This window comes from Paenibacillus sp. sgz302115 (genome assembly GCF_056120445.1).
In genome coordinates this window covers 81,509-108,480 of sequence record NZ_JBVYOK010000018.1, presented here as the reverse complement: position 1 = coordinate 108,480, position 26,972 = coordinate 81,509, and the positions used below count along the sequence as shown (strand labels likewise).

Annotated in this window: 25 protein-coding genes; 20 read left to right on the top strand and 5 right to left on the bottom strand. The window is 51.3% G+C overall.

Annotated features, from left to right (window positions below; genetic code table 11):
• The first annotated feature begins 504 nt into the window (after nt 1-504).
• The 8 genes from purM to ilvA all read left to right on the top strand — a co-directional run bounded on the left by purM (nt 505) and on the right by ilvA (nt 10,879).
• The gene (purM, locus tag AC0LWN_RS25590) at nt 505-1,545 is read left to right on the top strand and encodes a phosphoribosylformylglycinamidine cyclo-ligase (protein ID WP_474670373.1); all 1,041 of its coding nucleotides are present in this window, start codon (nt 505-507) and stop codon (nt 1,543-1,545) included.
• On the top strand, nt 1,545-2,156 hold the full coding sequence (gene purN / locus AC0LWN_RS25585; protein ID WP_474670371.1) for a phosphoribosylglycinamide formyltransferase: 612 nt from the start codon (nt 1,545-1,547) through the stop codon (nt 2,154-2,156). Before purM ends, purN begins: the two co-directional genes overlap by 1 nt.
• Before the next feature lie 254 nt (nt 2,157-2,410).
• Nucleotides 2,411-3,958 (top strand): bifunctional phosphoribosylaminoimidazolecarboxamide formyltransferase/IMP cyclohydrolase, encoded by a 1,548-nt coding sequence (gene purH, locus AC0LWN_RS25580; RefSeq protein ID WP_474670369.1) that lies wholly within the window; start codon nt 2,411-2,413, stop codon nt 3,956-3,958.
• Between the two features lie 24 nt (nt 3,959-3,982).
• A complete protein-coding gene (gene purD, locus AC0LWN_RS25575) occupies nt 3,983-5,248 on the top strand; it encodes a phosphoribosylamine--glycine ligase (protein ID WP_474670367.1) in 1,266 nt (421 codons plus the stop codon).
• A gap of 184 nt (nt 5,249-5,432) precedes the next feature.
• Complete coding sequence (locus tag AC0LWN_RS25570; protein WP_474670365.1) at nt 5,433-6,746, top strand: SEC-C metal-binding domain-containing protein; 1,314 nt, start codon at nt 5,433-5,435, stop codon at nt 6,744-6,746.
• A 627-nt stretch (nt 6,747-7,373) separates the two neighbouring features.
• Complete coding sequence (locus AC0LWN_RS25565) at nt 7,374-8,783, top strand: helix-turn-helix domain-containing protein (RefSeq protein ID WP_474670363.1); 1,410 nt, start codon at nt 7,374-7,376, stop codon at nt 8,781-8,783.
• Nucleotides 8,784-9,018: 235 nt separating this feature from the next.
• The gene (locus AC0LWN_RS25560; protein WP_474670361.1) at nt 9,019-9,276 is read left to right on the top strand and encodes an aspartyl-phosphate phosphatase Spo0E family protein; all 258 of its coding nucleotides are present in this window, start codon (nt 9,019-9,021) and stop codon (nt 9,274-9,276) included.
• Between the two features lie 340 nt (nt 9,277-9,616).
• Nucleotides 9,617-10,879, top strand: a complete 1,263-nt coding sequence (gene ilvA, locus AC0LWN_RS25555; RefSeq protein ID WP_474670359.1) for a threonine ammonia-lyase IlvA — start codon at nt 9,617-9,619, stop codon at nt 10,877-10,879.
• Between the two features lie 55 nt (nt 10,880-10,934).
• On the opposite strand, the gene AC0LWN_RS25550 is transcribed toward ilvA, so the two are convergent.
• Together AC0LWN_RS25550 and AC0LWN_RS25545 are read right to left on the bottom strand one after the other, a co-directional pair.
• The gene (locus tag AC0LWN_RS25550; protein ID WP_474670357.1) at nt 10,935-11,888 is read right to left on the bottom strand and encodes a hypothetical protein; all 954 of its coding nucleotides are present in this window, start codon (nt 11,886-11,888) and stop codon (nt 10,935-10,937) included.
• Between the two features lie 40 nt (nt 11,889-11,928).
• Entirely contained in the window at nt 11,929-12,591 is a 663-nt protein-coding gene (locus AC0LWN_RS25545) for a DUF1129 family protein (RefSeq protein WP_474670355.1), read from the bottom strand.
• 182 nt (nt 12,592-12,773) lie between these two features.
• Here AC0LWN_RS25545 and AC0LWN_RS25540 point away from each other — a divergent pair, with 182 nt between their 5' ends.
• The 7 genes from AC0LWN_RS25540 to corA all read left to right on the top strand — a co-directional run bounded on the left by AC0LWN_RS25540 (nt 12,774) and on the right by corA (nt 19,127).
• Nucleotides 12,774-12,974: a hypothetical protein gene (locus AC0LWN_RS25540; RefSeq protein WP_458967053.1), complete on the top strand. Its 201-nt coding sequence runs from the start codon at nt 12,774-12,776 to the stop codon at nt 12,972-12,974.
• A 171-nt stretch (nt 12,975-13,145) separates the two neighbouring features.
• Nucleotides 13,146-13,976 carry an alpha/beta hydrolase family protein gene (locus AC0LWN_RS25535; RefSeq protein ID WP_474670353.1) on the top strand — a complete coding sequence of 277 codons (831 nt, stop codon included), beginning with the start codon at nt 13,146-13,148 and terminating at the stop codon, nt 13,974-13,976.
• Nucleotides 13,977-14,060: 84 nt separating this feature from the next.
• Nucleotides 14,061-14,837, top strand: a complete 777-nt coding sequence (locus AC0LWN_RS25530; protein ID WP_474670351.1) for a DODA-type extradiol aromatic ring-opening family dioxygenase — start codon at nt 14,061-14,063, stop codon at nt 14,835-14,837.
• A gap of 188 nt (nt 14,838-15,025) precedes the next feature.
• Nucleotides 15,026-16,129 (top strand): DUF3048 domain-containing protein, encoded by a 1,104-nt coding sequence (locus AC0LWN_RS25525; RefSeq protein WP_474670349.1) that lies wholly within the window; start codon nt 15,026-15,028, stop codon nt 16,127-16,129.
• 208 nt (nt 16,130-16,337) lie between these two features.
• A complete protein-coding gene (locus tag AC0LWN_RS25520; RefSeq protein WP_458967049.1) occupies nt 16,338-16,955 on the top strand; it encodes a DUF47 domain-containing protein in 618 nt (205 codons plus the stop codon).
• 13 nt (nt 16,956-16,968) lie between these two features.
• On the top strand, nt 16,969-17,958 hold the full coding sequence (locus tag AC0LWN_RS25515) for an inorganic phosphate transporter (protein ID WP_474670347.1): 990 nt from the start codon (nt 16,969-16,971) through the stop codon (nt 17,956-17,958).
• A gap of 209 nt (nt 17,959-18,167) precedes the next feature.
• Entirely contained in the window at nt 18,168-19,127 is a 960-nt protein-coding gene (gene corA / locus AC0LWN_RS25510; protein ID WP_458967046.1) for a magnesium/cobalt transporter CorA, read from the top strand.
• A 53-nt stretch (nt 19,128-19,180) separates the two neighbouring features.
• On the opposite strand, the gene AC0LWN_RS25505 is transcribed toward corA, so the two are convergent.
• Nucleotides 19,181-19,732 carry a tyrosine protein kinase gene (locus tag AC0LWN_RS25505; protein WP_458967045.1) on the bottom strand — a complete coding sequence of 184 codons (552 nt, stop codon included), beginning with the start codon at nt 19,730-19,732 and terminating at the stop codon, nt 19,181-19,183.
• A 370-nt stretch (nt 19,733-20,102) separates the two neighbouring features.
• On the opposite strand from AC0LWN_RS25505, the gene AC0LWN_RS25500 reads away from it, so the two are divergent.
• The 4 genes from AC0LWN_RS25500 (at nt 20,103) to rlmD (ending at nt 24,090) form a co-directional block, all read left to right on the top strand.
• The gene (locus tag AC0LWN_RS25500; RefSeq protein ID WP_019913624.1) at nt 20,103-20,393 is read left to right on the top strand and encodes a YerC/YecD family TrpR-related protein; all 291 of its coding nucleotides are present in this window, start codon (nt 20,103-20,105) and stop codon (nt 20,391-20,393) included.
• Between the two features lie 3 nt (nt 20,394-20,396).
• Nucleotides 20,397-21,167: a sirohydrochlorin chelatase gene (locus AC0LWN_RS25495; protein ID WP_474670343.1), complete on the top strand. Its 771-nt coding sequence runs from the start codon at nt 20,397-20,399 to the stop codon at nt 21,165-21,167.
• Nucleotides 21,168-21,427: 260 nt separating this feature from the next.
• The gene (locus AC0LWN_RS25490) at nt 21,428-22,321 is read left to right on the top strand and encodes a diacylglycerol kinase (protein WP_474670341.1); all 894 of its coding nucleotides are present in this window, start codon (nt 21,428-21,430) and stop codon (nt 22,319-22,321) included.
• Nucleotides 22,322-22,524: 203 nt separating this feature from the next.
• The gene (rlmD, locus tag AC0LWN_RS25485) at nt 22,525-24,090 is read left to right on the top strand and encodes a 23S rRNA (uracil(1939)-C(5))-methyltransferase RlmD (RefSeq protein WP_474670339.1); all 1,566 of its coding nucleotides are present in this window, start codon (nt 22,525-22,527) and stop codon (nt 24,088-24,090) included.
• Nucleotides 24,091-25,078: 988 nt separating this feature from the next.
• On the opposite strand, the gene AC0LWN_RS25480 is transcribed toward rlmD, so the two are convergent.
• Both AC0LWN_RS25480 and AC0LWN_RS25475 read right to left on the bottom strand, forming a co-directional pair.
• Nucleotides 25,079-25,972 (bottom strand): alpha/beta fold hydrolase, encoded by an 894-nt coding sequence (locus AC0LWN_RS25480; RefSeq protein ID WP_474670337.1) that lies wholly within the window; start codon nt 25,970-25,972, stop codon nt 25,079-25,081.
• 295 nt (nt 25,973-26,267) lie between these two features.
• Nucleotides 26,268-26,501 (bottom strand): hypothetical protein, encoded by a 234-nt coding sequence (locus AC0LWN_RS25475; protein WP_474670402.1) that lies wholly within the window; start codon nt 26,499-26,501, stop codon nt 26,268-26,270.
• Nucleotides 26,502-26,550: 49 nt separating this feature from the next.
• Between AC0LWN_RS25475 and AC0LWN_RS25470 the strand changes: the two genes are divergently transcribed.
• The gene (locus tag AC0LWN_RS25470; protein ID WP_474670335.1) at nt 26,551-26,814 is read left to right on the top strand and encodes a helix-turn-helix domain-containing protein; all 264 of its coding nucleotides are present in this window, start codon (nt 26,551-26,553) and stop codon (nt 26,812-26,814) included.
• Nucleotides 26,815-26,972 lie beyond the last annotated feature (158 nt).

Below are 26,972 nucleotides of genomic sequence, written 5' to 3'. Positions count from 1 at the left end.
CTCCGCAAAATTGGAGGTTCTCTCGCTCTAATGGCGCGCACGGCTTCGCCCCGTGCGCGAGCAAGCTCGCGCCCCCGCCTGTTTGCTGACGCAAAAGCGGGGAGGCTCTCGCCTAAGGACGCGCACGGCTTCGCTCCGTGCACAAGAAGCTCGCGCCCCCCGCCTGTTTGCTAACGCAAAAGCGGGGGAGCTCTCGCTAAGTGAGGCGCCCTTGGCGAAGCCGGGCGCCGAGCCTGCTGCCCCTGTGCAAGGCGCGTACAGCGGCTTGCGGCTGGGTTTGCCCCCGGTGGCTTGAGTCATGGAGAGGAAGTTTGGAACTGTAGGAGCGATAGCGTTCGCCTTTATATTTGGATTTCTACCGCGAACAGCGGTTTCAAATCAGGAAATCCAAATATAACAGCGACCGGAAGTCCAAACATTCCTCGTAATGACGATTATAGCCACCAACCAAATCCTGCCGCCCCGAAACCGCGCTCTAAACTAACTAAAATGAGGTGTCCAAAAGTGTCGGAAGCTTATAAAAACGCCGGAGTGGATATTGCGGCTGGCAATGAAGCGGTAGAACGCATGAAGAAGCATGTGAAGCGCACCTACCGTCCTGAAGTCATGACGGAGCTGGGCGGCTTCGGCGCGCTTTTCGGCTTGAATAAAGACAAATACGAAGAGCCGGTGCTCGTATCGGGAACCGATGGCGTAGGCACGAAGCTCAAGATCGCTTTCGCGGCGGATCGCCACGACACGATTGGTATTGATGCCGTAGCGATGTGTGTGAACGATATTGTGGTACAGGGTGCAGAACCGCTGTTCTTCCTGGATTATCTGGCTTGCGACAAGGTCGTGCCGGAGAAGATCGAGGCGATTGTAGCCGGAATCGCTGAAGGCTGCCACCAGGCAGGCTGCGCCTTGATCGGCGGCGAGACTGCCGAGATGCCGGGTATGTACGCTGCGGGCGAATATGATATCGCCGGATTTACGGTTGGCGTGGCTGACAAGGCCAAGCTGGTGACAGGTGCGGACATTGCACCGGGGGACACGGTAATCGGCCTTGCTTCCAGCGGTGTGCACAGCAACGGGTTCTCGCTGGTGCGCAAGCTTTTGCTGGAGGATGGCGGCTACGGGCTGAACGATGTGGTTCCTGAGCTGGGCGCTCCGCTTGTGGATGTGCTGCTGGCTCCTACCAAGATTTATGTGAAGCCGTTGCTGGCGCTGCTGGAGCAGCTTCCGGTCAAGGGCATGGCCCATATTACAGGAGGCGGGTTCATCGAGAACATTCCGCGCGTGCTGCCTGAGGGTGTGAACGTGGAAATTAATTATGGCTCCTGGCCGATTTTGCCGATCTTCGATTTGCTGCAGAACAAAGGCAATGTGAGCAACCGTGATATGTTCACCACCTTCAATATGGGTGTGGGCCTGGTGCTGGTTGTCGCTGAGGCGGATGGACAACATGCGCTGGAGCTGCTCCAAGCAAGCGGGGAAGAAGCCTACCTGATCGGCAGAGTGACTGAAGGGGAACGCAAGGTTACCTTTACGGGAGCTGAAGTGTGATGCAATGGAGCCGGATCGCTGTGTTTGCCTCCGGGCAGGGCAGCAATTTTGCCGCACTGGCAGAGGCTGAGAAGGCCGGTAAGCTTGGCGGAGGCCGCATTGAGCTGTTGGTCTCCGACAGGCCGGAAGCGCCTGTGGCACAGCGTGCGGAGGAGGCGGGCATTCCATCTCTTCTGCTGCGGCCGAAGGACTTCGCAAGCCGGGAGCTTTATGAGGCAGAGATTGTAGCCGAGCTGCAGCGCCGGGACATCGGACTGGTCGTGCTGGCAGGATACATGCGCCTGATTACGCCGGTGCTGCTGACGCCATACGCCGGACGGATCGTTAACATTCATCCCTCGCTGCTGCCGGCCTTTGCCGGAAAAGACGCGATAGGCCAAGCGCTGGATTACGGCGTGAAGCTGACGGGAGTGACAGTGCATTTTGTTGATGGGGGCATGGATACCGGTCCGGTAATCGCTCAGCGCAGTGTTGCCGTAGAGCCTCAGGATACTGCTGAATCGTTAGCGGAACGTATCCATAAGGTGGAGTATGAGCTGTATCCTGAAGTTGTGGGCGCTTTAGCTGCTGGAAAGATAGAACTGGATGGCAGAAAGACGGTTATCCGATAGTAGCGGCAACAATCGACCTTCCCGTCCGGACAAGCCCCAGCGTTTCTGATATTTCTCGGGAAATATCGCGCGGCGGGTACCCGGGTGTCGAGCGTCAGTAGATTTTGCTTGCATTGCAGACGTTTGTCGTAAACGCGGCTTCTAAAGATAGCGGCAATAAATGGGCAAGATCATTTTCACAGCGTTATTTTTCACATAGCAGATCAGATTACCAGAAACTAAATCTTGTATTTTCCGGAGGAGGACTATTCAAAGTGAGTATCAAAAGAGCGCTGGTCAGCGTATCGGACAAACAGGGCATCGTGGATTTTTGCCGCGAGCTGTCTGCATTGGGCGTAGAAATCATCTCTACAGGCGGCACCAGCACACTTCTCGCCAAAGAAGGCGTACCGGTCATCGGTATTTCCGATGTGACAGGGTTCCCGGAAATTATGGACGGACGTGTTAAAACACTCCATCCCGCCGTACACAGCGGCCTTCTGGCAGTTCGTGACAACGAAGAGCATACGAAGCAGATGCAGGAATTGGGTCTCGACTACATCGACCTGGTAGTGGTTAACCTGTATCCGTTCGCAGAGACGATTGCTAAGCCTAATGTATCCTACGAGGAAGCGATCGAGAACATTGACATCGGCGGACCGACAATGCTGCGTTCGGCGGCGAAGAACCATGCTTTTGTCAGTGTGGTGGTGGATGCAGCCGATTATGCGACTGTACTTGAGGAAGTGCGCGCAGGTGGAGATACGACTCTTGAAACACGCAAACGTCTTGCGGCAAAAGTGTTCCGCCACACGGCGGCTTATGATGCCTTGATTTCTGATTATCTGGCGAATGTGACCGGTGAACCGCTGCCGGAGCGCTATACTGTGACTTACGAGAAAATCCAGGATCTGCGTTATGGCGAGAACCCGCACCAGAAGGCTGCATTCTACCGCAAGCCGCTGGCTGCGCAGGATACGCTCACGGCTGCTGAGCAGCTGCATGGCAAAGAGCTGTCCTACAACAATATCAACGATGCCAATGCAGCGCTGCAGATCGTGAAGGAATTCGAAGAACCGGCTGTTGTGGCGGTTAAGCATATGAATCCTTGCGGTGTGGGTGTAGGGGCAAGCGTATATGAAGCTTATCAAAAAGCGTACAACGCCGATCCAACCTCTATCTTTGGCGGCATTGTTGCGGCGAACCGGATTATTGACTCCGATACCGCGAATATGCTGAAGGATATTTTCCTCGAAATCGTTCTGGCGCCGGGCTTCACGGACGAAGCGCTGGAGATTCTCACGAAGAAAAAGAATATCCGTCTGCTCAAAATCGGCAATCTCAGCACCGCTGCGGCCCGCAAATCCAGCTTTGTAGTAACCTCCATTGAGGGCGGTATGGTTGTGCAGGAGAGCGACGTGCATTCCGTTAATCCTGAGGAGCTGCAGGTTGTGACCAACCGCAAGCCTACAGAGGAAGAATTGAAGCAACTGCTGTTCGGCTGGAAGGTCGTTAAGCATGTGAAATCCAATGCCATCGTGCTTGCTGCGGATGATATGACAGTCGGCGTAGGCGCAGGCCAGATGAACCGTGTCGGTGCGGCCAAGATCGCCATTGAGCAGGCCGGGGAGAAAGCCAAAGGCTCCGTGCTGGCTTCCGATGCCTTTTTCCCAATGGGAGATACGCTGGAAATGGCGGCGAAGGCAGGAATTACCGCTGTTATTCAGCCGGGAGGCTCCATCAAGGACGAAGAGTCAATTAAGGTTGCTAATGAATATGGTATTGCCATGGTCTTTACCGGCGTTCGCCATTTCAAACACTAGAACGCCGGGGAGGGCTTCATTTCAATGGATATTTTAGTAGTTGGCGGCGGCGGCCGGGAGCATGCAATCATCTGGAGCCTGTCCCGCAGCCCCAAAGCCGGTAAAATCTACTGCGCCCCCGGCAATGCCGGGATTGCGCAGCTTGCGGAGTGTGTGCCAATCGGCGTATTCGAGTTCGATAAACTGGTAGCGTTTGCCAAGGAGCGGGAGATCGACTACGTTGTCATCGGACCGGATGATCCGCTTGCGGCTGGCATCGTCGATGCGTTCGAAGCGCATAGTATCCCTGTATTCGGGCCGCGCAAGAATGCAGCGGAAATTGAAGGCAGCAAAACCTTTATGAAGGACCTGCTCCATAAATACAGCATTCCTACGGCAGCTTACGAGAAGTTCAGCGACTATGAAGCGGCGCTTGCCTACTTGCGTGGCCAGGGGCTGCCGATTGTCATCAAGGCGGACGGGCTGGCCGCAGGTAAAGGTGTAACCGTGGCCTACTCGCTGGAAGAAGCGGAGCTTGCCCTGCGGGATATTATGGTGACCAAGGTGTTCGGGGAGGCCGGTGCACAGGTTGTCATTGAGGAATTCCTTGCCGGGCAGGAAATGTCGATTCTGGCCTTTGTGGACGGGGAGACGGTGCGCCCGATGGCTGCTGCCCAGGATCACAAGCCGGCGTATGACGGGGATAAGGGTCCCAATACCGGAGGTATGGGTACGTATTCGCCGCTGCCGCATATTGATCAGGCCATTATTGATGAAGCGGTGGAGACAATTATCAAGCCGACAGCCAAAGCGATGGTGGCGGAAGGCCGTTCCTTCAGCGGTGTGCTGTTCGCCGGTCTGATGATCTCACCGGACGGCAAGCCGAAGACGATTGAATTCAACGCCCGCTTCGGTGATCCCGAGACACAAGTGGTTCTTCCAAGGCTGAAGAGTGATCTGCTAGAGATTTTCCTTGCCGTAACCGAGGGACGGCTGGCGGACATCGAGATCGAATGGAGCGAGGAAGCGGCGGTCTGCGTGGTATTGGCTTCGGAAGGGTATCCCGGAACGTATCCCAAGGGTGTGCCGATTGCCGGGCTTGAGAACAGACCGGATGAGCTGATCTTTCATGCCGGAACCGCACGCGGCGAAGACGGAAGCTGGGTAACGAACGGCGGCCGGGTGCTTGGAGTCGTTGGCATGGGCGCAACCATTGCCGAGGCGCGTGCAGCGGCATATGCCAGCGCAGAAACAATTTCTTTTTCCGGGATGCACAAGCGCAGCGATATTGCAATGAAGGCACTTGTCTGAGGATAAAGAACTGTATTACAGCAGGCTTTTACGCTATTAGTCCTAAAAAAGGACTGACAAGTGATAGAAGAAGTGCTATAATACAACTCGTACGGGGGAAAAATGTGCGGAAATATACAGATAAAGGGTCTTTCCTTTCAGGAAAGGCCTTTTTTAAATCATTAGCTTCAAGGGGGAATTACTTTTGAGTAAGGTTGGAAGAAATGAGTTGTGCCCATGCGGAAGCGGGAAAAAATATAAAAGATGCTGTCTGGACAAAGAAAAATCCGCAGTCCAATCCATATTGCGGATGGTAACAACCGAGGAAGCGGCTGCCTATGAGCCGGCAGATATCCAGCCGGAAATAGAACAGCCGGTCCAGGCAGCCGCGATCCGGCCTGAGAGCAAGCTTACATTGACCAAGCTGAAAAAAATGGTGGCGCGTGAGCTGCAATGGGAGCATCCGGCCCATGAGCAACTGGCGCTGCAGCTTATTGAGAGTATGCGGAACCAATATGAGCGGGAGCTGATTTATGAAGCGCTGGTGTTGTGGAACGGCTATTCCCGCCAGACTAAGCCTGCCGTGAAGAAGACAGGCTCCTTCTGCGCGGCTATTGAGTATCTGCTGTCCGAGGAGTACGGCTTCAATATTTCGCAGGCTGAGCTTGCCGGAAAATATGAGGTTACAACGGCGACGATTTCACGCAAGGTTAAGGAAATGCTTAACTATATCGAGGAGTACGGGATGGGCGGCGAGGCTGATGAGCTTCTGGCGCTGAACGGCCCGGGCACACCTAAGGATAAAGCGCAGGCTCTGCTCTACAAGGCGATGGAAGCGACTTCTTCCAAACGGAGAATACAACTGGCACAAGCAGCGCTGGAAATGTATCCGGGCAGCTCTGACGCTTATCTCATTCTGGCCGAGGAGTCGGAGAACGAGGAAGAGGCCCGGGCTTATCTGAAGGCGGGAATCGCTGCAGGCGAACGCGAGCTGGGCGATCTGTTTTTTGCAAAGAATAAAGGACACTTCTGGGGCCTCCATGAGACCCGCCCTTATATCCGCATTTGCAAAAGCTACGCCGAGTCCTGCTGGTTTGGCGGAAACGCCGAAGAAGCGGCGCAGACCCTGGAGCATATCCTTGAGCTGAATACGGAAGACAATACCGGTGCACGCTACCTGCTCGCCGCTGTGTACTTGTACAGCAACCAGTTGGACCTGGCGGAGCAGGTGCTGGAGAAGTACGGCAAGGATGACGCCGCAGCCGCATTTGCCTATGACCGGATCATTCTGGAGTACAAGAAGAACGGAATCACTTCCCAGCTCAAAATGCTGTACCGCGTGGCACGGGGCGTGAACAAGCATGTGCCCGATTACCTGCTGGGTGTGAAGCGTCTGCCGCATAACCTCCCGGATTTTGTCGGGATGGGTGATCCGAATGAGGCAATCGAATATGTGATTATGCACTCCCGTCTATGGGCGAGTGTACCGGACCTGCTCAAGTGGATGCTTAAGCAGTAGGATATCATCCAGACAACCAATCACAGCCGCATGCGGCTGTGATTTTTTTGTTTGTTAGGAGATTATGATTTTCCGCCTCTTGTGGGATAAGGCGTGTATAAAGCTGGGGATAAGCTACTTTTGGTCCCAATTTCCGCAGGACGAATGTGATTCGCTTTACGGAAGGGGCTTGGAGGTTATGATTCCCGGAGTGAAGTGGAAAAAGTGAACTTAAATATACTCAAAAGCGTTCCGTAGGGACGTTAGTGGGAATAAGTAAACTTAATTGGAGTGATTCCAGCTAGAATGTCGCGAATCGACCGTATTAGGTGGACTTTTTCCCACAAACGCTGCTATGGAGCGGAAGGGGACAAAATTAAGTTCCCTTTTTCCACTTGGGTCTGTCCCCGCAGGGCAAGGTGACTCAAGCACAATGCACGATGGGATCACGCGATATCTAACAAAATTCAACGCGAAAAATGACGTATTATATAACATAATGCAGAAAAAAAGAGAATGCAAAAAAAAGAATTGACCTGGGCGAGTTTTATGGTTATATTTGCAATATATTAGGAAATATTATCAAATGCTAGCGAAGCTGCAACGGGGATTTCCGACATTGTGAAGCGTGCCTAAGGGGTGGTTTATTTGAACAATACAACCACGATTCGTACCGAGCTGGAGAGTTTTATAGAACGCGAAGGGCTAAGCTTTAGCCAATTGGGAAGGCTGGCTGGCCTCAACGCAGGTACGGTGAGTTCCATCCTGAAGGGCAACCGGATTATGGCTGTGGATCAGTTGGACCGGATGACTGCGGTGCTGGATCTGAATCAAGGTCATTTCTACGAGCAGTACATTCAGGAGTGCATGGTGGAAGCCGTGCCGAATTGGCGTAGAGTCAGACCCTTGCTGTACCGTTGTGCGGAGCTGGACAAGCTGGACTGTATCGAGCAAATGCTGCCGCTACTGCTCGACAATCTGACTTATTCGCCATTGCTCTTCGAGGTAGCTGAGGAATTCTTCGCGGAAGGCAAGCACGCTGCGGCGGCCCTGCTCTATGAGAGTGTGGCGCTCAGTGAGAGACGGCAGCATTCCGAACGGCTGGCTTTTTGCCAGTATCGTTTGTTTACGCTCCGGCTAAGCGATAATCAGGAGGATAACCTCCAATGTGCGCTGCAATTTGAGCCTTTTGTAGACCGGCTTGACGAGATAGACCAGTTGGATGCACTAAGAGATCTGGCAAATACGTACCGTTCGATGAGACGCTGGGACAAGGTGGATCGGATCGCCCAGGAAATGGGGCGGCTGGCGCATATTCAGCTCTTTACACCTCTCCAACCGGCGAGAGCCGCACAGGAGCAACGCAAGAAGCCGAAGAAACCCATGTTTGTATATTTGGCCTTCTCTTATCTGCTTCGGGGAAATGTCTGTAATGCCAGGGGCGATCATGAGCAAGAGATGCAATATGCATACGCTTATGAAGACTTGAGCTGGGTTAAGGAAACGGATGAGGACACCTTGCATTGGCTGAAGCTGTATAAAGGATGGGCAGAGGCCAATATGTATGTGTCCAAGCTGATGCGCGGGGATGAAAGCGTGCTTGCCGATTATGTAGCTTATATCGAGCAGAACAAGGACGAGCTCTTGGTTGGCTTATTGAACATTACAGCGGCGGCTAACCTGTTTGACTTCAATGTGGATCACATCCTGCAGTATTATGCTTCTGAAATCAACGGTTATATGCAGGTGCAACATCAGGAGGCTGTGGGGGTATATACGAAGCAAGTGGTTTCCGAGCAGCATGCCCGTTTTCTGTATGGGATTGCCCAGTATTATCTGAGGCAATGCTTGTACCTGAAGGGTTTTGAATACTTATTGGTTAGTCTGTTCACGTCATCCCTCATCAACAACGAAACTCACATTCTTGCCTGTGTGAGGTTATTCGAGAAATATAGAGCATTTGCACCCCATGAAATACAACATAAATATCAGAACCTATTAAAAGAGGAGGAAGAAGAACATGAAAAGAAAATTGGCATTCCTATTGGTCGTAGCTAGTTTTGCTTTAGTGTTGGTTATTCCGATTTCTGCAGGGGTCAATCATTCCTTCAGCATTGCCGCTGACTTTCATGGGGGTTAATCTATTTCTATAGTTCTGGAGTTAACGATATAGCTCGGGATAGACCAGTCCTACGGCTGGTCTTTTCTTGATTTCTCCATAAAAATTATCAGAAAAAAATTTCACCCCAAAAAAGGCATAGCCCTCTAAAATACTAACTAAGGAGGGATAAGAGTGAGAGAAGTAGAATGTCTAAAGAAAATTTTGGAAGAAGCCCGGCAAGACCTGAATAATCTGCAATATCAGTACGACTTGGATCATCCAGCCGTGCTTCATCAGTCGATGGTGCTCGACGAACTGATTAATCAATACACGAGAAGCAATGTCGCACAAGTGAGAAAAAGATCGGGTTCAGCAGGCGGCAGACTGCCTGGCGAGGACCTGTGGAACGCCCATTCGCAGATCTATCGTACTGCAAACTCCGCCTCATAAAACAGAGGCAAGAACCACTCTACGCACTACATAGCCTTCTTTGTTTCTTCTAACGATTACAGCAGCGTATGCAATTTCGATTTTAATAGAATGGAATAGCGGGGCGTTACACTGCATGTTTTTCTTTTGAGCAAAGGCTTATAAAGTACTGCTGTTGTTGCGCCTCATATTTCTGTAAGATTCCCCCTCCAAACCTTCCTGCCATAAAATCCAACAACTCTCATCCCCGCTGAAGCGGTATTTGTATTGCCTGGAAAGGACAATGCTTGATAAAATGTCTTCGGAAGAGTATGTTACAAGAAGCGATATGATTAGACAGAAGACAGTGAGGCGAGGATAAATGAGAGAAGGCGAAGACCGGATCGTAGGAATGGAAGATATTGTGCGGGCACATCATGTGCTTCGTGAGGTTATTACCCGTACCCCGCTTCAACTGGATGGGGTGCTGTCGGCCAAATACGGCTGCAATGTGTATCTAAAACGTGAGGACCTGCAGATTGTCCGCTCTTTCAAGATCCGCGGCGCGTATAATATGATTCGCAGTCTGTCTGCAGAGGACAGAGCCAAGGGTATTGTCTGTGCCAGCGCGGGAAACCATGCGCAGGGCGTAGCGTTTTCCTGTAAGGCTCTAGGAATCAAAGGCAAGATCTATATGCCTAGCACCACCCCTAACCAGAAGATTAAGCAGGTCCGGAAGTTCGGCGGCGAGTACGTTGAGGTGATTCTGAAGGGGGACACCTTCGATGATGCGTACGATGAGGCGCTCCAGGCTTGCATTGATCATAGCATGACACTGATCCATCCCTTCGATGAACCGCGGATTATCGCCGGCAACGGAACCATTGCTATGGAGATTATGGAGAGCCTCGACAAGCCGGCGGATTTTGTGTTCGTCACCATCGGCGGAGGCGGCCTGGCTGCCGGTGTCGCGACCTATGTGAAGACGGTTAGTCCGTCCACCAAAGTTATAGGCGTAGAGCCTTCTGGAGCGGCCTCCATGAGTGAAGCGATTGAGCGCGGAGAAGTGGTTACGCTGAAGGAAATCAATAAATTCGTTGACGGAGCGGCTGTGAAGCGGGTCGGCGGATTGACCTATGACATTTGCTCCCGCCGCCTGGATGATGTCGTTAAGGTGCCGGAAGGCAAGGCCTGCACAACCATTCTGGAGATGTATAATGAGAATGCAATTGTTGTAGAACCAGCGGGCTCGCTGCCGATTGCAGCGCTTGATCTGTACCGTGATCAGATCCGGGGCAAAACCGTGGTCTGTATCGTCAGCGGCGGCAACAATGACATTGACCGGATGCAGGAGATCAAGGAGCGCTCGCTGATCTATGAAGGATTGAAGCATTATTTCATGGTTAATTTTCCGCAGCGGGCCGGAGCATTGCGTGAGTTCCTGGCTGAAGTGCTGGGACCCGGGGATGACATCACCCGTTTCGAATACACGAAGAAGAACGACAAGGAGAACGGCCCGGCGCTTGTTGGGATCGAGCTTCAGCACAAGGAGGACTACGCCCCGCTCATCGAGCGGATGCAGCAGAAGGGCGTGGATTATCTGGAGATCAACAAGGACCCGAATTTGTTTAATATGCTGATCTAATATATAAAGGCCCGCCCCAATGATTAAGGGGCGGGCCTTTTGCAATGTAACAGGATCAGGAGAGCGGCGCTTCCGTCTTCAGGTATTGCTTTACACCGTCATCCAGCTTATAGTCATTCTCTTTCATCAGCTTCATGAAGCCTTCCAGCTTTTGCAGAAACGGGCTGCTGCCGGTATTCTTCGACAGAATGCCGCTGTAAGCCTTCTGTGCCTCCAAATCCATCTCCAGGTTGTCATAATGGAAGAGCGGCGTATTGTTCTGCCCGTAAAAGGTATTGATAACATACATGGAATATAAGGTCTTTACCGCTGATATCCGGTTGGATTTGGGATAGGCCTGAATGAACTGCTCCTGGGCCAGCGCTCTGGCGGCAACATCGCCCCAGGAAATGATGAGTCCGTTATCCTTGGAAGAGGGCAGATCTGCTTCTGTACCCATAATCGAAATATAATCACGGATATCGCTGGTAACATACAGCTTATATTTACGGTAGGCTGCATAATCAATTACCGGAAAAAAGGAACCTTCAGCCGTCTCCAGCTTATACCCGCTTTCTCCCGCGCTTTTCAGCAGGCTCCGCAAAGACACGTCCTCTGTGCTCTCGGCCAGCTTGGCCATACTGACTCCCGCTTTGTACACCGAGGTAAGTTTCCGCTGGGTAATGCTGCTGCTGAACTTGCTCTCCCAGGCCTTCAGGGCGGCCTTGTGGAGATTTTCCAGCTTCAGGGTCAATATAGTCGCCTGATAGGGGGTGACCGCATAAATATTGCTGTTCAAGTATTGAATAGCTTCCGGGAGCTTAGCGGAAGAGGCCAGCAGCGTCAGGGCCGTCTTGTAGACGGCATCAGCGTGGCTACCTGTCACCGCAGAAGCCGCCTTGCCGCCTGCGGTGGAAGCCCCGCCGGTGCTGCTTCCTGAACCTTCAGCAAGCACATGCCCGGCAAGGCCTGATTGCAGTCCCACAGCTGCAGCTATTGCTACGGAAAGAATGGTGTGTATCTTCTTCATGGAAGTTTCCTCCTGTATGAGCCCGAAATGAAATCGCCATCTATGATTTGAAAAATATAAATTTCAATCCAAGCCCTCCGGCCACAGCAAGAGCGAGGCTCACCCACGGGGAGAGGGAAATGACCGGAAATAGGTTATCGAGATATACCCCAAGGAATACCGCAATGACAGCGATGCCGATATAGATTCCAAGTCCTTTGATATCGAACTTCTTGGGCTTCGGGGCATCGTCCTCGGATAAGGAGGACATCCATTTCATAATCAGCTCGATGAGGACAATAGAGCCTGCCCCGGCGACCACGATTGTGAAGATGCTGATTTGGCCGAACATACCTGCGGTCCCGGAGCTCCATAGCAGGAAGAGTCCGGCAATTGCGTATATAGCGAAGAGGCCGGTAAGTGCTGCCCAGGGAATCATCAGGTAATAGTTCAGCTTGCTGCGTTCAGTTCGTGCGGGAGCGCTCCCGGCAATCTCCTTGAAATAATCCTCCGGGTGCTCGCCGAAAATCTGCTTGGCATTCTTTCCCTTGCTCTGTCCCTCCAGCAGGAGCGCCGCTGCCTCAAGAAGCAGTTCCTCCGTACGGACAGGATCTAGCCTGCTGGCCCGGAGCGCCAGCAGCATATCTTCATAATAAGAGCGGTTAAACGGTGTCATCTGCTCGCGCAGCACATTATTTTGCTTAATCATAGCTTTGACTTTCATTGTATGGACGTAAACCTCCAGTATGGTTGATCGGTACAGCCTTCAACCTAAAGTATACGTTTGCCTGGCTGCTGTGTGCAAGGACATCCATGCTCCCGGGAATAATCCTTGTGAATAAGTGAACACTGTTAAAGAATCTGCATCTGCTTCACAAACTAGGCTAAAGGAAGGCAGGGAGCGTTATGGAAACTGAGAAAAGACAGCGATTCGGCAAATTCGTGGGTGACGGCTTCGCGCCTGTGCCAACGTATGGAGTAGGGGATTGGGGCAATTCCGATGGCTTCAGCTTATGGGACTCCTCGCAGGATTCGCTGGAGAATGGGCTGGGGGATTGGCCGGGCAGACGGGAAACCCATGATATGTTTCACGACAGCTACGATTGAGTGAAGCGGTAACCTGGCATGTTTGAGGCCTCTTTTGTTCCTTGTGGAGCGAAAGAGGTCTTTTCTGTTGACAATAATAACGCAAGCCGTATAATTAAGATATAAATCTTACTAAATTAATCGGAATTATTATAATTTAAGATAAGTTACCTTTCTGAGGAGGGTTCGGCAATGGAACGGAATATTATCATCCGGCATAACGGGGAAGAATTAACAGCGAGCATCCATTATCCATCCGGTGGAAAAGGGGGCTCAGGGCGCTGCAAGGACCGGGTGCCGCTCGCGGTAATCTGCCACGGGTTCGTAGGCAACCGGATCGGTGTGGACCGGATCTTCGTCAAAGCAGCCCGTGAGCTGGCCTCGGACGGATATATGGTAATTCGCTTTGATTATGCAGGCTGCGGGGAGAGCAGCGGCAATTACGGCAGTGAGGACATGGAATCCATGATTGCCCAGACCCGGGCTGTGCTCGATTATGGCATCAGCTCTGCAGATGTGGATCCGCAGCGTGTAACGCTGATCGGACACAGTCTTGGCGGAGCAGTGGCATTATTGACCGGGGTACGGGACCGCCGGGTCAAGAATCTCGTACTGTGGGCTGCGGTTGGCTATCCGTTCAATGATATCGTAAAGATTGTGGGAAGGGAAGCCTACGACCGTTCGGTTAAGAGCGGGTCTTCGGATTTTGCCGGATATAACTTCACCCCGGTCTACTTCAACTCGCTCGCTGCGTTCCAGCCTTTTCAGGAGGCGGCTAAGTTCAGCGGCGATGTGCTGGTGATTCACGGAACCTCCGATGATGTGATTCCCGTGGACTATGCCTTCCTTTACCAGAAGCTGTTCTGGACACGTCCTGAGGGGCGCTGCGACAAAGAGGTGATTTTTCAGGCTGATCATACATTCTCTTCAGGCCAGGCCCAGACGCAGGTGCTGAAACGGACCAAGGATTGGATGAATCAGCAGGAGCATGTGCAGGAGGAATGGCAGAACTGGATGATATAGGAATACTCCAGACTCGCATTAACTCAGATTAAGCGGTAAAATATAGGGGCAGACCATATACTGGGTTATGGAGGTTGGCACCCTATGAAATTACCGGCATTTTTTATTGCACACGGCTCACCGCTCCTTGCCCTTGAGGATAACGAATATACCCGTTTCCTGGAGCGGCTGGGGGCTGATCTGGGGACGCCACGCGGCATAGTTGTCTTCTCTGCGCATTGGGACAGTCCGGAGCAGCTGCTAACGGTGGACGAACAGCACGAAACCTTGCATGATTTCTACGGATTCCCGGGCGAGCTGTATTCGCTGGCTTATCCGGCTCCGGGTGACCCCGCACTCAGCCGCCGAATCTCCGGGCTGTTTACAGACAAGAATCTTCCTCACCAGCCTGTGCTGGGCCGGGGACTCGACCACGGGGTCTGGGTAATTCTGAAGAAGATGTTCCCGGAAGCCGATATTCCGGTAGTGGTCTTGTCTGTCGATTCCTTGCGTTCCCCTGAGGAGCAGTACCGTATCGGCCAAATGCTGGCGCCGCTGCGCGATGAGGGAATTCTGCTGATTGGAAGCGGCGGCCTGGTACACAATCTGCGCTTGCTTAAACAGGATGACCAGCCGGAGCAATGGGCGCTCGACTTCGATGCCTGGATAGCGGAGGGCCTTACAGCATGGGATTTGCCAACACTGTTCAGCTATGACACGAAAGCGCCGCATGCACGTAATGCGGTTCCTACATACGGAAGGGAGCATTTTGTTCCGCTCTTCTATATTATGGGAACGGCCGATGAAGGCAGAAGGGCGCAGCTAATGATTCAGGCTTACCAATACGGAACACTCAGCCTGAATTGCTGGATGATTGACTAGACATACAATAAACGCAGGATACAGCCGGACACATGGGCTGTATCCTTTTTAATGCGCCGGGATCAAGACAAATGCTGCCCGCTGTGATTAAATGGAAGATAACTGACAGCACAGCAAAACGACGGCTGCTTGCGAAGCAAGCTTTGCTGTGAAATAAATTCAAGAGAAATTAGGAGGAAACAAAACATATGACCCTTAGTGGCTATTCTTCCCGTCTTATATTATGCTGCATGCTTGCGGGCCTGCTGCTCTCCGCCTGCGGAGCCCAGCAGCCGGAGGCCGTACCCTCTCCGACGGATGCGCCTACCCTCGCGCCATCGCCTTCTGCTTCTGCCGAGCCATCGCCGACAGCCGAGCCTGCCAGTGGAGGGCTAACCTCCGGTCTGACAGGGCTTCCGGTCCAGGATAGCGTGCTCCCCCGGCCGCTAGCGGTAATGATCAACAACGCGCCGGCCGCCCGGCCGCAATCAGGAATCAGCGAGGCCGATATCTTGTATGAGGTGCTGGCCGAAGGAGGGATTACGCGGCTGATCGGGATCTTCCAGAGCCATACCGGCGTCGTCAAAATCGGACCCATCCGCAGCATCCGCCCCTATCTGATCGACCTTGGCGAGAGCTACGGGGGCGTGACGGTACACGCTGGAGGAAGCCAGGCGGCATATGCCATTCTCCAGAAGGAGAAAAAGGATGACATGGACGAGATTGGCCGGGCCGGGGCTTATTTCTGGCGGGACAAGGAACGTAAAGCGCCGCATAATCTGTACAGCAATGCCGCCAAGCTGCGCGAGGGGGCGGACAAGCTCGGATACGCCGGGACCGTACAGGTTCCGGGCTATCTTTTCACAAATCCAGATTATATTCCAGTCGAAGGGGAGCCTGCTGCTGAGTTCAATGTTCAGTTTCAGCTAAAGAGCTATACTGTGGGTTATAAATACAGTGAGGAACGGGGAACTTATCTAAGATGGGTGAACGGCAGTCCGCATCTGGATCTGAACAACGGGAATCCGGTGGAAGCCGCCAATGTCATCGTGCTGGGAGCGGATCATAAGGTGCTGGATGATGTGGGGAGACTGCAAATTGATGTGGAGCTGGGGGGAGAAGCACTGCTCTTTCAGCGTGGACAAGTGATCAAGGGCAGATGGGCACGCAAGCCGGATGATGTGATCCGCTTTGTGAAGAAGGACGGCAAAGAGGCGCTCCTGTATCCCGGCGTGACCCATTTTCTGATTGTGCCGAACAGCCCGTCCTTCGACAGCCATGTAGATATCTCGCCGGCTCCCGGCAAGGCTTGAAGCAGCGGAAAACCATGCAAATCTGACAATTGTTATGGATATTCTAGAAATATGTCATTTTAATGTTAAAAAGTTCGGTTCTTTGTCTTCAATACCTTCTATCGATATGATAAGATAACAAGGGTTGTCATTCATTTTCATGATGTTTACATATGAATGGCTTCACATTTCATTTACACGGCAATTTTATGTAAAGGGGCTTAATCGAATGAAGTTGAGAAAAAAGGACATATTCTTTGAGACATTGGAAAATATGGCCGATACCATTGTCCAGGCGGCAGACTATTTCGCTCAGAATATTACCTCTCTCCGGGAAAATGTCGAGAACTTCGCAGCGGTGATGAAGAAATATGAATCCCAATGCGACACTTACACGCACACCATCATCAAGGAACTGAACAAAACGTTCATCACTCCGCTGGAACGGGACGACATTATGGACCTCACTACAAGCATGGATGATGTAATTGACGGTCTGGAAGCTTCAGCCTCACGTTTCTATATGTACAGCCTGCTGGATCCGGATGAATACATCGTGCAGTTCGCAGAGATTCTCCGCCAGTCCGCCTATGAAATTCAAAAAGCGGTTCACCTGCTCTCCCAGAAGAAGCTGCTTGCGATCCGCGAGTATACGATCCGTCTAAACGATCTGGAGAATCAAGGCGACGAAGTGCTCCGCATCTGCACCAAAGCCCTGTTCGAAACCGTTAAGGACCCTATTGAGCTGATCAAGCGCAAAGAGGTGTACGAGCGGCTCGAAACTACAACCGATAAATGCGAAGATGTAGCTAACATGCTGGAATCGATCATCATGCGCAACTCATAAGGGGCTTAGAAATATGGAAACATCATTATTTGTGCTAGGATTTGTTATTTTTCTCGCGCTTGCCTTCGATTTCATCAACGGGTTCCATGATACGGCCAACGCCATCGCCACCTCGGTATCAACACGGGCGCTTCGGCCGCGCACAGCCATTCTTCTGGCAGCCTCGATGAACTTTATTGGCGCATTGCTCTTTACCGGAGTAGCCAAAAAAATCGGCGGCAGCATCACCGATCCCACCCTGCTGGACAACGGGGTAGATATCGTCATAGCTACGCTGATCGCCGCGATTATCTGGAACCTGGTTACCTGGTGGCTCGGCATCCCTTCCTCCTCTTCCCATGCGCTTATCGGTGCGCTCGCGGGAGCGGTATATGTGGGAGCAGGCGATGAGCATATCAAATGGCACGGCTTCATTGAAATTGTCGAGGGGCTGATATTCTCCCCGCTGATTGCTTTTGTTATCGGTTATATCGTCATGACGATTCTGAAATGGATCTTCGCCAGACGCAGCCCGCATACGGTAAACAAAGGCTTCCGCTCGATGCAGATCATCACTGCAGCCTTTCAGTCTTTCACGCACGGTACGAACGACGCCCAAAAGGCGATGGGGATCATTACCTTTGCGCTCGTAACCTCGGGCCGGCTCGATACAATGGAGGTTCCACTCTGGGTTAAGATTGCTACAGCAACCTCAATGGCGCTTGGTACGTCAATTGGCGGCTGGAAGATCATCAAGACTATGGGAACGAAGATTTTCAAGATTGAGCCGATCAACGGCTTCGCAGCGGATATTTCCGCCGCTTCCGTTATTTTCTCAGCTACATTGCTGCATTTGCCGGTAAGTACGACGCATGCCATCACATCATCCATTCTGGGTGTAGGCTCGGCCAAACGGTTCTCCGCCGTGAAATGGGGAGTAGCCGGACGTATTGTCATTACCTGGTTCATTACGATTCCGATCAGCGCAGTGCTGGCGGGAATTGTGTTCAAAATCATATTCTAAGCAGCATGAATGAGATGTCACGACAAGCCACGGACGGCTGCGGACATCTTTTTTTGTACGCCGTCAGACCGCTGGAATGCGGGCTGGCGGTTTTTTTTGTGGAAACAGGCTGGCGGCTATAACCCTGAATTTGGGGGAGAACGGCTTCATGCTGTACAATGATTATGAACAACGGCAACGGAATATTGCACCTAACGGAGGACTCATAGATGATACGAACACTGGCGGTAACACATAAGGGTGAGGTGATAACAGATCTGCCGCTTCAAAGTATTGTGCTTGCGGACTATGCCTGGATTTGGGCGGATTTTGCCACACCGACAATGGAAGAAACGCTGCTGCTGGATACCTATTTTCACTTCCATCCCCTGGCGATTGAAGACTGCATGCATGTGCTGCAGCGGCCGAAGCTGGATTATTACGAGGATGTCCAGTTTTTCGTGCTGCATGCGCTGAATGAACAGACCTTGGAGGCGGAAGAAATAGACCTTTTTCTCAGCAAAAGCTTCCTGGTATCCTACCACCATCAGGAGAAGCCGGAGATGGACGAGGCCTGGGAATTAGTGAAGTCGGAAATACATAGCCGCAAAGGCTGGTCGGGCGGTCCGATAGCTGCTGCGTATACGGTGATGGATAAGCTGGTGGACCGCTATTTCCCGAGCCTGTACACTCTTGAAGACGAATTGGCCGATCTGGAAAGCCAGGGCGGCCAAGAGTCGGTGGAGGAATTAATGAGTCAGGTGTTTAACGTGCGCGGGAGATTGCTTAAGCTGCGCCGAACCATTGTGCCGATGCGTGACCTGATGTACCGGATTGTTAATTCGCAGCATGTGCAGAGCAATGGGGAGGAGCGGATCTATTTTGGCGATATCTATGACCATCTGCTGAAGCTGACCGATATGATTGAAGTAGACCGTGAAATGACCGCCGATCTGCGCGACAGCTACATCTCGCTCAACTCCAACCGTATGAATTCTATTATGAAGACGCTCACGGTAATCACCACCGTATTTATGCCGCTGACGCTGATTGCCGGGATCTACGGAATGAACTTCAAAGTAATGCCGGAGCTGGACTGGAAATATGGCTACCTTGGGGTGCTGCTGCTTATGCTGGTGCTTGGCGTGGGGATGTTTCACTGGTTCCGGCGCAGCGGCTGGTTTAAGTAGCTTGATAACTCAGAACGATTAACGACTGCCCGCTAAAAGCGTTAAACGCCGCCTTATCTGCGGCGGCGTCTAACGGAGGAAGGGGCGGATCTGCGACGGTTCTTCGGAGCCGTTTTTTTGCGGGATTGTGATCCCTGGCGTCTCTTCTTACGCCGTTTGGGGCTGTAGAGCGCTGCATCTTCCTCTGCCGCCTTTTCCCCTGCTGCCGATTTCTTGCCTTTGCCGAAGTTGCTCATAAGGAGCTTCACCATAGGCGCCATCTGCTGAAACCCCTGCATAACCTTCTGTACTTTGCCCATTGAGCTTACAATCCCGTCTACGCCGCCCAGCCGGTCTATAATCCCCTTAATCTGGTCCATATTCGGCAGATTTCCAAGTCCCCCGAGCAATCCGCCAGCCTTGGAGGCTGCCGCTTCGGCAGCGGGTGCAGCGAGCGAGGTATCCACAACTTCCGTCCCTACTGCAGGGAGCAATGTGGCTTCACCAAACTGTGGCGTCTGAGGTGCCTGGGGAAATGCGCTAATCCCGGGATATGGCGATGAAGGATATGACCCGGCCAGTGAACGCCCGTTCCGGCGGGAATGATTATAGTAATGATCAGGCATAACATCACATTCCTTCGTTAGTGGTTTGCTATACTGTATGTCATAGGCGAACATAAGGTATAGACGAACGCCCGGTTTACCGGGATAGCAGCGGAAAAGGGCGAACGCCTATCCGGCAGCTTCGGAAGTGAAAAAACCGTGTCCATGCTTGATTTTCAGTGCTTATGTAGTACTATAGTTAAGGTGGCAAATCCTATGAATTGTGGAGGAGAAAGTGATTAGCTGCAATAATTGTGTGCGCCTGGGGTGGACGTTTGTCCATCGTTTTCATTCTTTACAGCGTGAAATCGTTAATGCTTGAAAAATGTGCTCCAGTACAATATAGTAGAGCAAGATAGTTAAATTTAGGCTATTTAGGGGATGATAATCGATGCAGCTTAAGAAGCTAAACGATAAAAGTATAGACCAATTATTTGAGGCTATTTTAACATTGAAAAATATGGAAGAGTGCTATGTTTTCTTCGATGATTTGTGCACAGTTAACGAAATTCAATCCCTTTCACAACGCTTGGAAGTAGCGCGTATGCTGGGCAAAGGTTCTACATATAACCAGATTGAAGCGGAAACGGGAGCCAGCACAGCGACGATTTCGCGTGTGAAGCGCTGCTTGAATTACGGAAATGACGGATATAAATTAACGCTGGAACGTTTGGGACGATAATTCATGAAGCCGGGCGTACTCATCATCAGTCACGGCTCCCGCGACAAGGCCTGGGTGTCTTTGGTTGAGGAGGCGGTAAGTCGTTTATCGCTGGGAGAAGAGCTGCCCGTAGCGGTGTCTTTCCTGGAGCTGGTAGAAGGCCGTCTGATTCAGGATGGCATACAGAGCTTGGAATATGCAGGGGTCACAGATATCTTAGTGATCCCCTTGTTTGTGTCTTCCGGCAGTACGCATGTCGATGAGATAGAGTATGCGCTGGGAGCCAAACCTGCGCCGGAGAAGGAGACGGAGCTTGAACGCTTTGCGGTCAAGGCGAAGGTGCACTTCGGCTATCCGGTCGATGATGACCCGGATATTGCGGTCATGATCTGGGACAAGCTGCGCGGGCTGTCGAAGCATCCACAGCGGGAAGCGATACTGCTCGTGGGCCACGGCAGCAGGCATGAAGGCTTCCGCCAGCGCTGGCAGCAGGGCATCTCCTCGCTGGCGGAGCGTGTGCGCCAGATCAGCGGGGTCGCAGCGGCGGATTACGGGCTGCTGAACCCGGACAGTGTGCGGAGCAAGGTGGAGTACTGGAAGGAGCAGGGCTATGAGGTACTGGTGGCCCCGCTCTTTTTAAGTGAGGGCTATTTCACCAAACATGTGATTCCGGAACGGCTGCGGGGTCTGCAATACGCCTATTCGGGCCAGACGCTGCTGCCGCATCCCTTGCTGCCGCATTGGATTGAGCAGCAGGTGAAGCTTATGCTGGGGCGGTTGCGGGGACAGAGTTGAGTTGTTTTTTTGAAACGGATACTGTCCTTATATGGACGGCGTAGCCGTTTTTACTTGGAATAAAAAGATAGCGTTTTCTGGTATCTATTTTACCTGCTGAGGCATACATATATTTATGCTTTTGGCTGGCGCATTGGGCTTGCTGTTCCTGTAGAAGCATAGAAATATTCCTCTTCCCGGTCTTCAACATTGCTTGTGGGGGCCCGAATTGGGTATAATCAGTAAAGTTATCTATCATATAAACAGGTGGCGTTCCGGTAATGAAAACTGCGAGATTGATTTATAATCCCACCTCGGGTCGGGAAGAAATGAAGAAGAGGCTCGCCGATGTTTTGGAACGGCTGGACATTGGCGGCATAGAAGCTTCCTGCCATGCAACAACCGGGGAAGGCGATGCTACAGCAGCGGCAGCGGAAGCCGTAGAGCGCGGATGTTATGATCTGATTATAGCAGCGGGCGGCGATGGCACATTAAATGAGGTAATCAACGGGATGGCTGAGAAGCCGAATCTGCCTCCGCTTGGAATATTGCCTCTGGGGACTACCAATGATTTTGCCCGGGCGATGGGCATTCCGAAGAACTGGGAGGATTCCTGTGATCTGATTCTCCGCCAGGAGTCGCGGCTGATTGACCTCGGCAAAGCCAATGACCGTTATTTCATTAATATAGCCGGCGGCGGAAGACTGACCGAGCTGACATACGAGGTTCCCAGCAGACTGAAGACCATGATGGGCCAGCTTGCTTACTACCTGAAGGGTATTGAAAAAATGGCCAGCCTCTCTCCGCAGGAGCTGTACATCCGCGCGAACGGCCAAGAGCTGATCCATGACGAGTTCATGCTCTTCCTGATCGCGAATACCAATTCCGTAGGCGGCTTCGAGAAGCTTGCTCCAGATGCCCGTATCGACGACGGGCTGTTCGACGTAATCGCGGTTAAGAAATGCAACCTGGCTGAATTCATCCGCCTCGTCAGCCTGACGATCCGCGGTGAGCATCTGCAGGACAAGAAGGTTGTCTATTTCCGCACCGATGCCATGGAAGTCACCTCACCGGGATATGTCCAGCTTAACCTGGACGGTGAGCTAGGCGGCACCCTGCCGGGCAATTTCAATATACTGCCGCAGCATCTGCGGATTTTTGCGCAGAATAATTAATCGGGGTAGCAGTATTAATACCTTCAATAGAGGGAAAAACTCCAACTAAATGGGCCGAAAAGCCCCTGGGCGCAGAAATAGTTGGAATTGCTCCACTTAATTCGTGCAATAAGCTCCAATTTGGATGTTGAGCGGCGGATTAGCTGGAGTTTTTCCATTTAAAAGCCTAATAGAACAATGTAATGAAAGAAGTGAACCCATAGATGAGTAAACACCGCAGTGGACGCAGTGCAAGCCGCCGGGAGGGTGCGGCCCCTGCCGCCGACCTGCCAGTGAACAAGAATGACGAGGTGATGCTGGATATTGTCGGCATGACCCATGAGGGGGAAGGGGTAGGCCGCGTAGAGGGCTTTACCCTTTTTGTGCAGGGAGCTCTTCCCGGTGAGAAGGTCCGGGCCAAGGTCCTGAAGACCAAGAAGCAGTATGGCTACGCCAAGCTGCTGGAGCTGGTACAGGCAAGCAGCGCCCGCATAGCGCCGCCTTGCCCGATCTATGACCAATGCGGCGGCTGCCAGCTGCAGCATATGGATTACACCGCCCAGCTGGCGTGGAAACGCCAGCTGGTGGTGGACAACCTGCAGCGGATCGGGAAGCTGCAGATTGCAGATACGGATGGCAGTCAGGACAGCCGCATTGGTGAGGCTGTTCGTGATGGCGATGGTGCTGAGAGGGCTGAAGGGGTTGCTGACGGTGAGGTTCTTTCCGGGCAGGCTCTTGCCAACCCTAAAGCATCCCGCACGGAAGGCATCATCGTCCGGCCTACCCTGGGCATGGCCGAGCCTTGGCGTTACCGGAACAAGGCTCAGGTGCCGATCGGCGTCACCGAAGGCGGGCTTGTTGGCGGGTTCTACTCGCGCGGCAGCCACCGGATCGTTGACATGGAGACTTGCCTCATCCAGCATGAAGACAATGATCAGGTTGTAGCCGCTGTGAAGAGCATCGGCAAGGATCTGGGAATTACCGCTTATGATGAAGAGAACGGACGAGGCCTGCTGCGCCATGTCGTCGTGAAGAAAGCCTTCCGCACCGGCGAAATGATGCTCGTCCTCGTAACCAACGGCCGCGACATTCCGCACCAGGACGCCTGGATCGGCAGCATCCGCGAGTTGCTTCCACAGGTGGCGAGCATCTGCCAGAACGTCAATACCCAGCGCACGAACGTTATTTTTGGCAACGAAACCCGTGTCCTGTGGGGCAGAGATGTAATCTATGACTATATCGGCGATGTGCAGTTCGCCATATCTGCCCGTTCCTTCTATCAGGTGAACCCTGCCCAGACTGAGGTGCTGTACGGCAAAACCGTAGAGTACGCCGGTCTTACAGGGAACGAGACCGTGATCGACGCTTACTGCGGCATCGGAACAATCTCGCTGTTCCTGGCTCAACACGCCAAGCAGGTCTACGGCGTAGAAATCGTCCCCGAAGCCATCGAGGACGCCCGTGCCAACGCGAAGCTTAATAGTATGAATAACGTGGAATTTGCGGTCGGGGCTTCCGAGGAAGTCATTCCCGCCTGGAAAGAGCGGGGCATCACGCCAGACGTAATCGTCGTCGATCCCCCGCGCAAAGGCTGCGATCCGCGGCTCTTGGACACCATTCTGGCAATGCAGCCGGAGCGGGTGGTGTATGTGTCGTGTAATCCGTCAACACTGGCGAGGGATTTAAGAGTGCTGGAGGATGGCGGGTACAGAACGGTAGAGGTAACTCCGGTGGATATGTTCCCGCATACGGTGCATGTGGAGTCTGTGGCGGTGCTGGTAAGAAATTAAAGATAATTAAGCAAGATATTTTCTCTCATCGGTCTGGAAACCATCACCGGTATCCGCGGCATCGCAATCATGGGCGGCATTCCTGAAGTGGCGGACATACAAAGATCTCAGACATATCAGGAGCTGGTAGAGGACTGCGGCTGCTCGGAATATATCTCTGTGGTTGTCCAATCCTTCCGGTATGGACAAGGCCCTCCCGAGCCAGTTGCTTTGGAGGACTTACAATGGATCGGCTCACACCACGAAATTATTAAAAACGGTGAGGCGGAAAAGCTGCAGACTGCCTCTATCCCAACCAGGGATTGCAGATGAACATGTAGCGCTCTTTGGTTTCTACCTGAAACTGAAGGGCGCTTTTTTTATTTCAGTAGGAGTTGATTAAATGCAGAAAGAAAAAGTGATTATCGTGACGCACATGCGGTCGGAATTATATGACGCGCCGGGATACAGGTGCATACCTGATCCTTCTCGCCAGCCAGGACGAGTTTTTTATGCCTTTTTAGATTCGTATTAATTACAATGAAAAGATTGGAGGGAAACACTCCTGTTGAAGCCATAGCCTACTCTTGAAAGCACTTATGGCATTTCCGAAGATAGGATACTTTACATTCATGGGAAAGCTTTACGTAGGGATCCGCTCATAGTTGGCCACCATAAATTCCTCATGCCGTAGTCTAAATTGCCAAAGAAGTGTATTTCCAAACTCACAGGCATTGCTCAAGGCTCTTTATCTGGCAACTTTTGAGGCTGCGAAAAAATGGACTATACCTATTCGTAACTGGGGAAAAGTTTATGGTGAATTGTCAACCATGTTCCAAGGAAGGCTGAATAATTAATAAAAAGCGTGCCAAAAGTTCTGTGTATTAAATGAACTTCTGGCACGCTTTTCTGCTTGATAAGATTTTTAATTAATTCGACAAACTGGAATTTTTGATAATAATTAATCTATTTTCTGCTCACATAATAAACATGGTTGCATCTTGCACCATTAACATGAATGAGATGTGTCGTTTACCTGACTAGCAATAGCTTCAACTATGCATTTCCATGTTCCCTTAGGCATATCATGTCCCATTCCTTCGATCAAAAGTAATTTAGCATTAGGTATTGTGCGTGCTGTATCTTTTCCTGCTTCAACAAGAAACAATGTATCTGCAGTTCCATGAATTACCAGTGTTGGAGTTGTTAATAATGAAAGGTGTTGTCTCCTATCCCCATTAGCGACCAACGCTGCATTTTGGCGTACAGCTCCTTGTGGATAATAAGAACGATCATAGCTTTCTTCACAATACCGCCTTGCGCGTTCTTCTTCAAAAGGAAATCCCTTACTCCAAAGGTTTTTCCACATACGTAAAGTATAATCAATATATGCATCCCGTCCAGTTGGAGGTGTTGCTGTAACAATCGCCAATGTTTCTGGTGATATTGGCGGATTATTTGGATTACCTGTAGATGACATAATAGAAATTAAACTACATATACGCGAAGGATGTCTATAGGCAAAAACCTGAGCAATCGTGCCTCCCATAGAAGCACCACAGATGTGAGCCTTCTTTATTTCCAGCGCATCGAGCAAACCAGCCACATCATCAGCCATATCTTCCAATGTATATGCAGTCTTAATTGCTTTTCCCTCTTGTGCTGCCTGGTATATTCTTTCCATATCAGGAATACCAGCCGCATCAAATTTTGTAGACAATCCCGCATCGCGGTTATCAAAGCGTATAACTTGTAAGTTATCCTTTGCAAGCATTTCACAAAAATCTGGTTCCCAAAAATTTAGCTGTGCACCATTACCTGCAATAAGCACTATTGTAGGATTTGTCTTCTTTCCAAAAATTTCATATTCAATTTGTATGCCATTTGCCTTTACGTGTGCCATAGCATATATCCCCCTTAGTATTTTTATATTGATACCGTCTTTATCATGAACTCATCAAATTAATGAAAGCGATAATGGAGTTACATTTATTCATCACAAGCGGAATTGCTGAGTATAAGCCGTACAAGCCTATATTACCATCCTGTGCCCATACATGAGGAAGAACTATATATAAAACGGATAACTGATGAGATTATATACAGGACATCCCGATCGGGGCTTTCGCAGGATGACAATATTTTGAAGAAACACCACATAAAGATCAATCGAAAAAAGACTCGCAGACCCCGAAAATCTATTCTTCAATAACTTCAAGAAATTCTTCCTGCTCTAAGACGACCATAGCTAATCCTGTATAAGCTGAAATCATGCCAAATAACGATGATCCTATGGCAATTCCAAAATCAACAGACGCCAGATAGGTCGCATTTGCTGCACCAGTTCTTTCTTTAGGTGAAGCATTTACTGCCCAAGCTTGCAGCGCTGGCGCAATGGTTCCGGAGCCAAAACCATAAAGCAATGATGAAATTATAATAGCAATAGGTCCATAACAAAACCTGAAGTCATCAAAATCTGGTATGGCTATAAATACCTTTCACCGTCAGTTTAAAAGGGCAACGGGTTTAAGTCCTATTCAATTTCAAAAGCAATTAAGGCTTTTGGAGGCTAGGAACCTCATTGCATTTGAGGGCTATCCGGTAGCAAGTGCCGCATATCATGTTGGCTATCAAAGTCCCTCACAGTTCAATCGAGAGTACTCCCGCTTCTTCGGTTCATCTCCAGCCCGGGACACTGAGAACCTGAGACGAATCGAAAGCACGCGGATATCCCCGCTTAATTGAATAACGCCGGCTGTTTGCCGAAAAGCTTGTTTAGTGTCTCCAGTACATCCGGCGGATTGTCTTCGTTAAACTGAGTAATCGCAACGCGCAGAGCGGACAAAAGCATTGCCGTGCGGACTTGTATAAAGTACTGCCAGCTCCTGTCATCCAAACCGATC

Bases quoted from the DNA above. Each gene is read 5' to 3' on its own strand.
- purN (WP_474670371.1), top strand. From the start codon at position 1,545: ATGCAATGGAGCCGGATCGCTGTGTTTGCCTCCGGGCAGGGCAGCAAT.
- purD (WP_474670367.1), top strand. From the start codon at position 3,983: ATGGATATTTTAGTAGTTGGCGGCGGCGGCCGGGAGCATGCAATCATC.
- ilvA (WP_474670359.1), top strand. From the start codon at position 9,617: ATGAGAGAAGGCGAAGACCGGATCGTAGGAATGGAAGATATTGTGCGG.
- AC0LWN_RS25550 (WP_474670357.1), bottom strand. From the start codon at position 11,888: ATGAAGAAGATACACACCATTCTTTCCGTAGCAATAGCTGCAGCTGTG.
- AC0LWN_RS25545 (WP_474670355.1), bottom strand. From the start codon at position 12,591: ATGAAAGTCAAAGCTATGATTAAGCAAAATAATGTGCTGCGCGAGCAG.
- AC0LWN_RS25540 (WP_458967053.1), top strand. From the start codon at position 12,774: ATGGAAACTGAGAAAAGACAGCGATTCGGCAAATTCGTGGGTGACGGC.
- AC0LWN_RS25535 (WP_474670353.1), top strand. From the start codon at position 13,146: ATGGAACGGAATATTATCATCCGGCATAACGGGGAAGAATTAACAGCG.
- AC0LWN_RS25530 (WP_474670351.1), top strand. From the start codon at position 14,061: ATGAAATTACCGGCATTTTTTATTGCACACGGCTCACCGCTCCTTGCC.
- AC0LWN_RS25525 (WP_474670349.1), top strand. From the start codon at position 15,026: ATGACCCTTAGTGGCTATTCTTCCCGTCTTATATTATGCTGCATGCTT.
- AC0LWN_RS25520 (WP_458967049.1), top strand. From the start codon at position 16,338: ATGAAGTTGAGAAAAAAGGACATATTCTTTGAGACATTGGAAAATATG.
- AC0LWN_RS25515 (WP_474670347.1), top strand. From the start codon at position 16,969: ATGGAAACATCATTATTTGTGCTAGGATTTGTTATTTTTCTCGCGCTT.
- corA (WP_458967046.1), top strand. From the start codon at position 18,168: ATGATACGAACACTGGCGGTAACACATAAGGGTGAGGTGATAACAGAT.
- AC0LWN_RS25505 (WP_458967045.1), bottom strand. From the start codon at position 19,732: ATGCCTGATCATTACTATAATCATTCCCGCCGGAACGGGCGTTCACTG.
- AC0LWN_RS25500 (WP_019913624.1), top strand. From the start codon at position 20,103: ATGCAGCTTAAGAAGCTAAACGATAAAAGTATAGACCAATTATTTGAG.
- AC0LWN_RS25495 (WP_474670343.1), top strand. From the start codon at position 20,397: ATGAAGCCGGGCGTACTCATCATCAGTCACGGCTCCCGCGACAAGGCC.
- AC0LWN_RS25490 (WP_474670341.1), top strand. From the start codon at position 21,428: ATGAAAACTGCGAGATTGATTTATAATCCCACCTCGGGTCGGGAAGAA.
- rlmD (WP_474670339.1), top strand. From the start codon at position 22,525: ATGAGTAAACACCGCAGTGGACGCAGTGCAAGCCGCCGGGAGGGTGCG.
- AC0LWN_RS25480 (WP_474670337.1), bottom strand. From the start codon at position 25,972: ATGGCACACGTAAAGGCAAATGGCATACAAATTGAATATGAAATTTTT.
- AC0LWN_RS25470 (WP_474670335.1), top strand. From the start codon at position 26,551: ATGGCTATAAATACCTTTCACCGTCAGTTTAAAAGGGCAACGGGTTTA.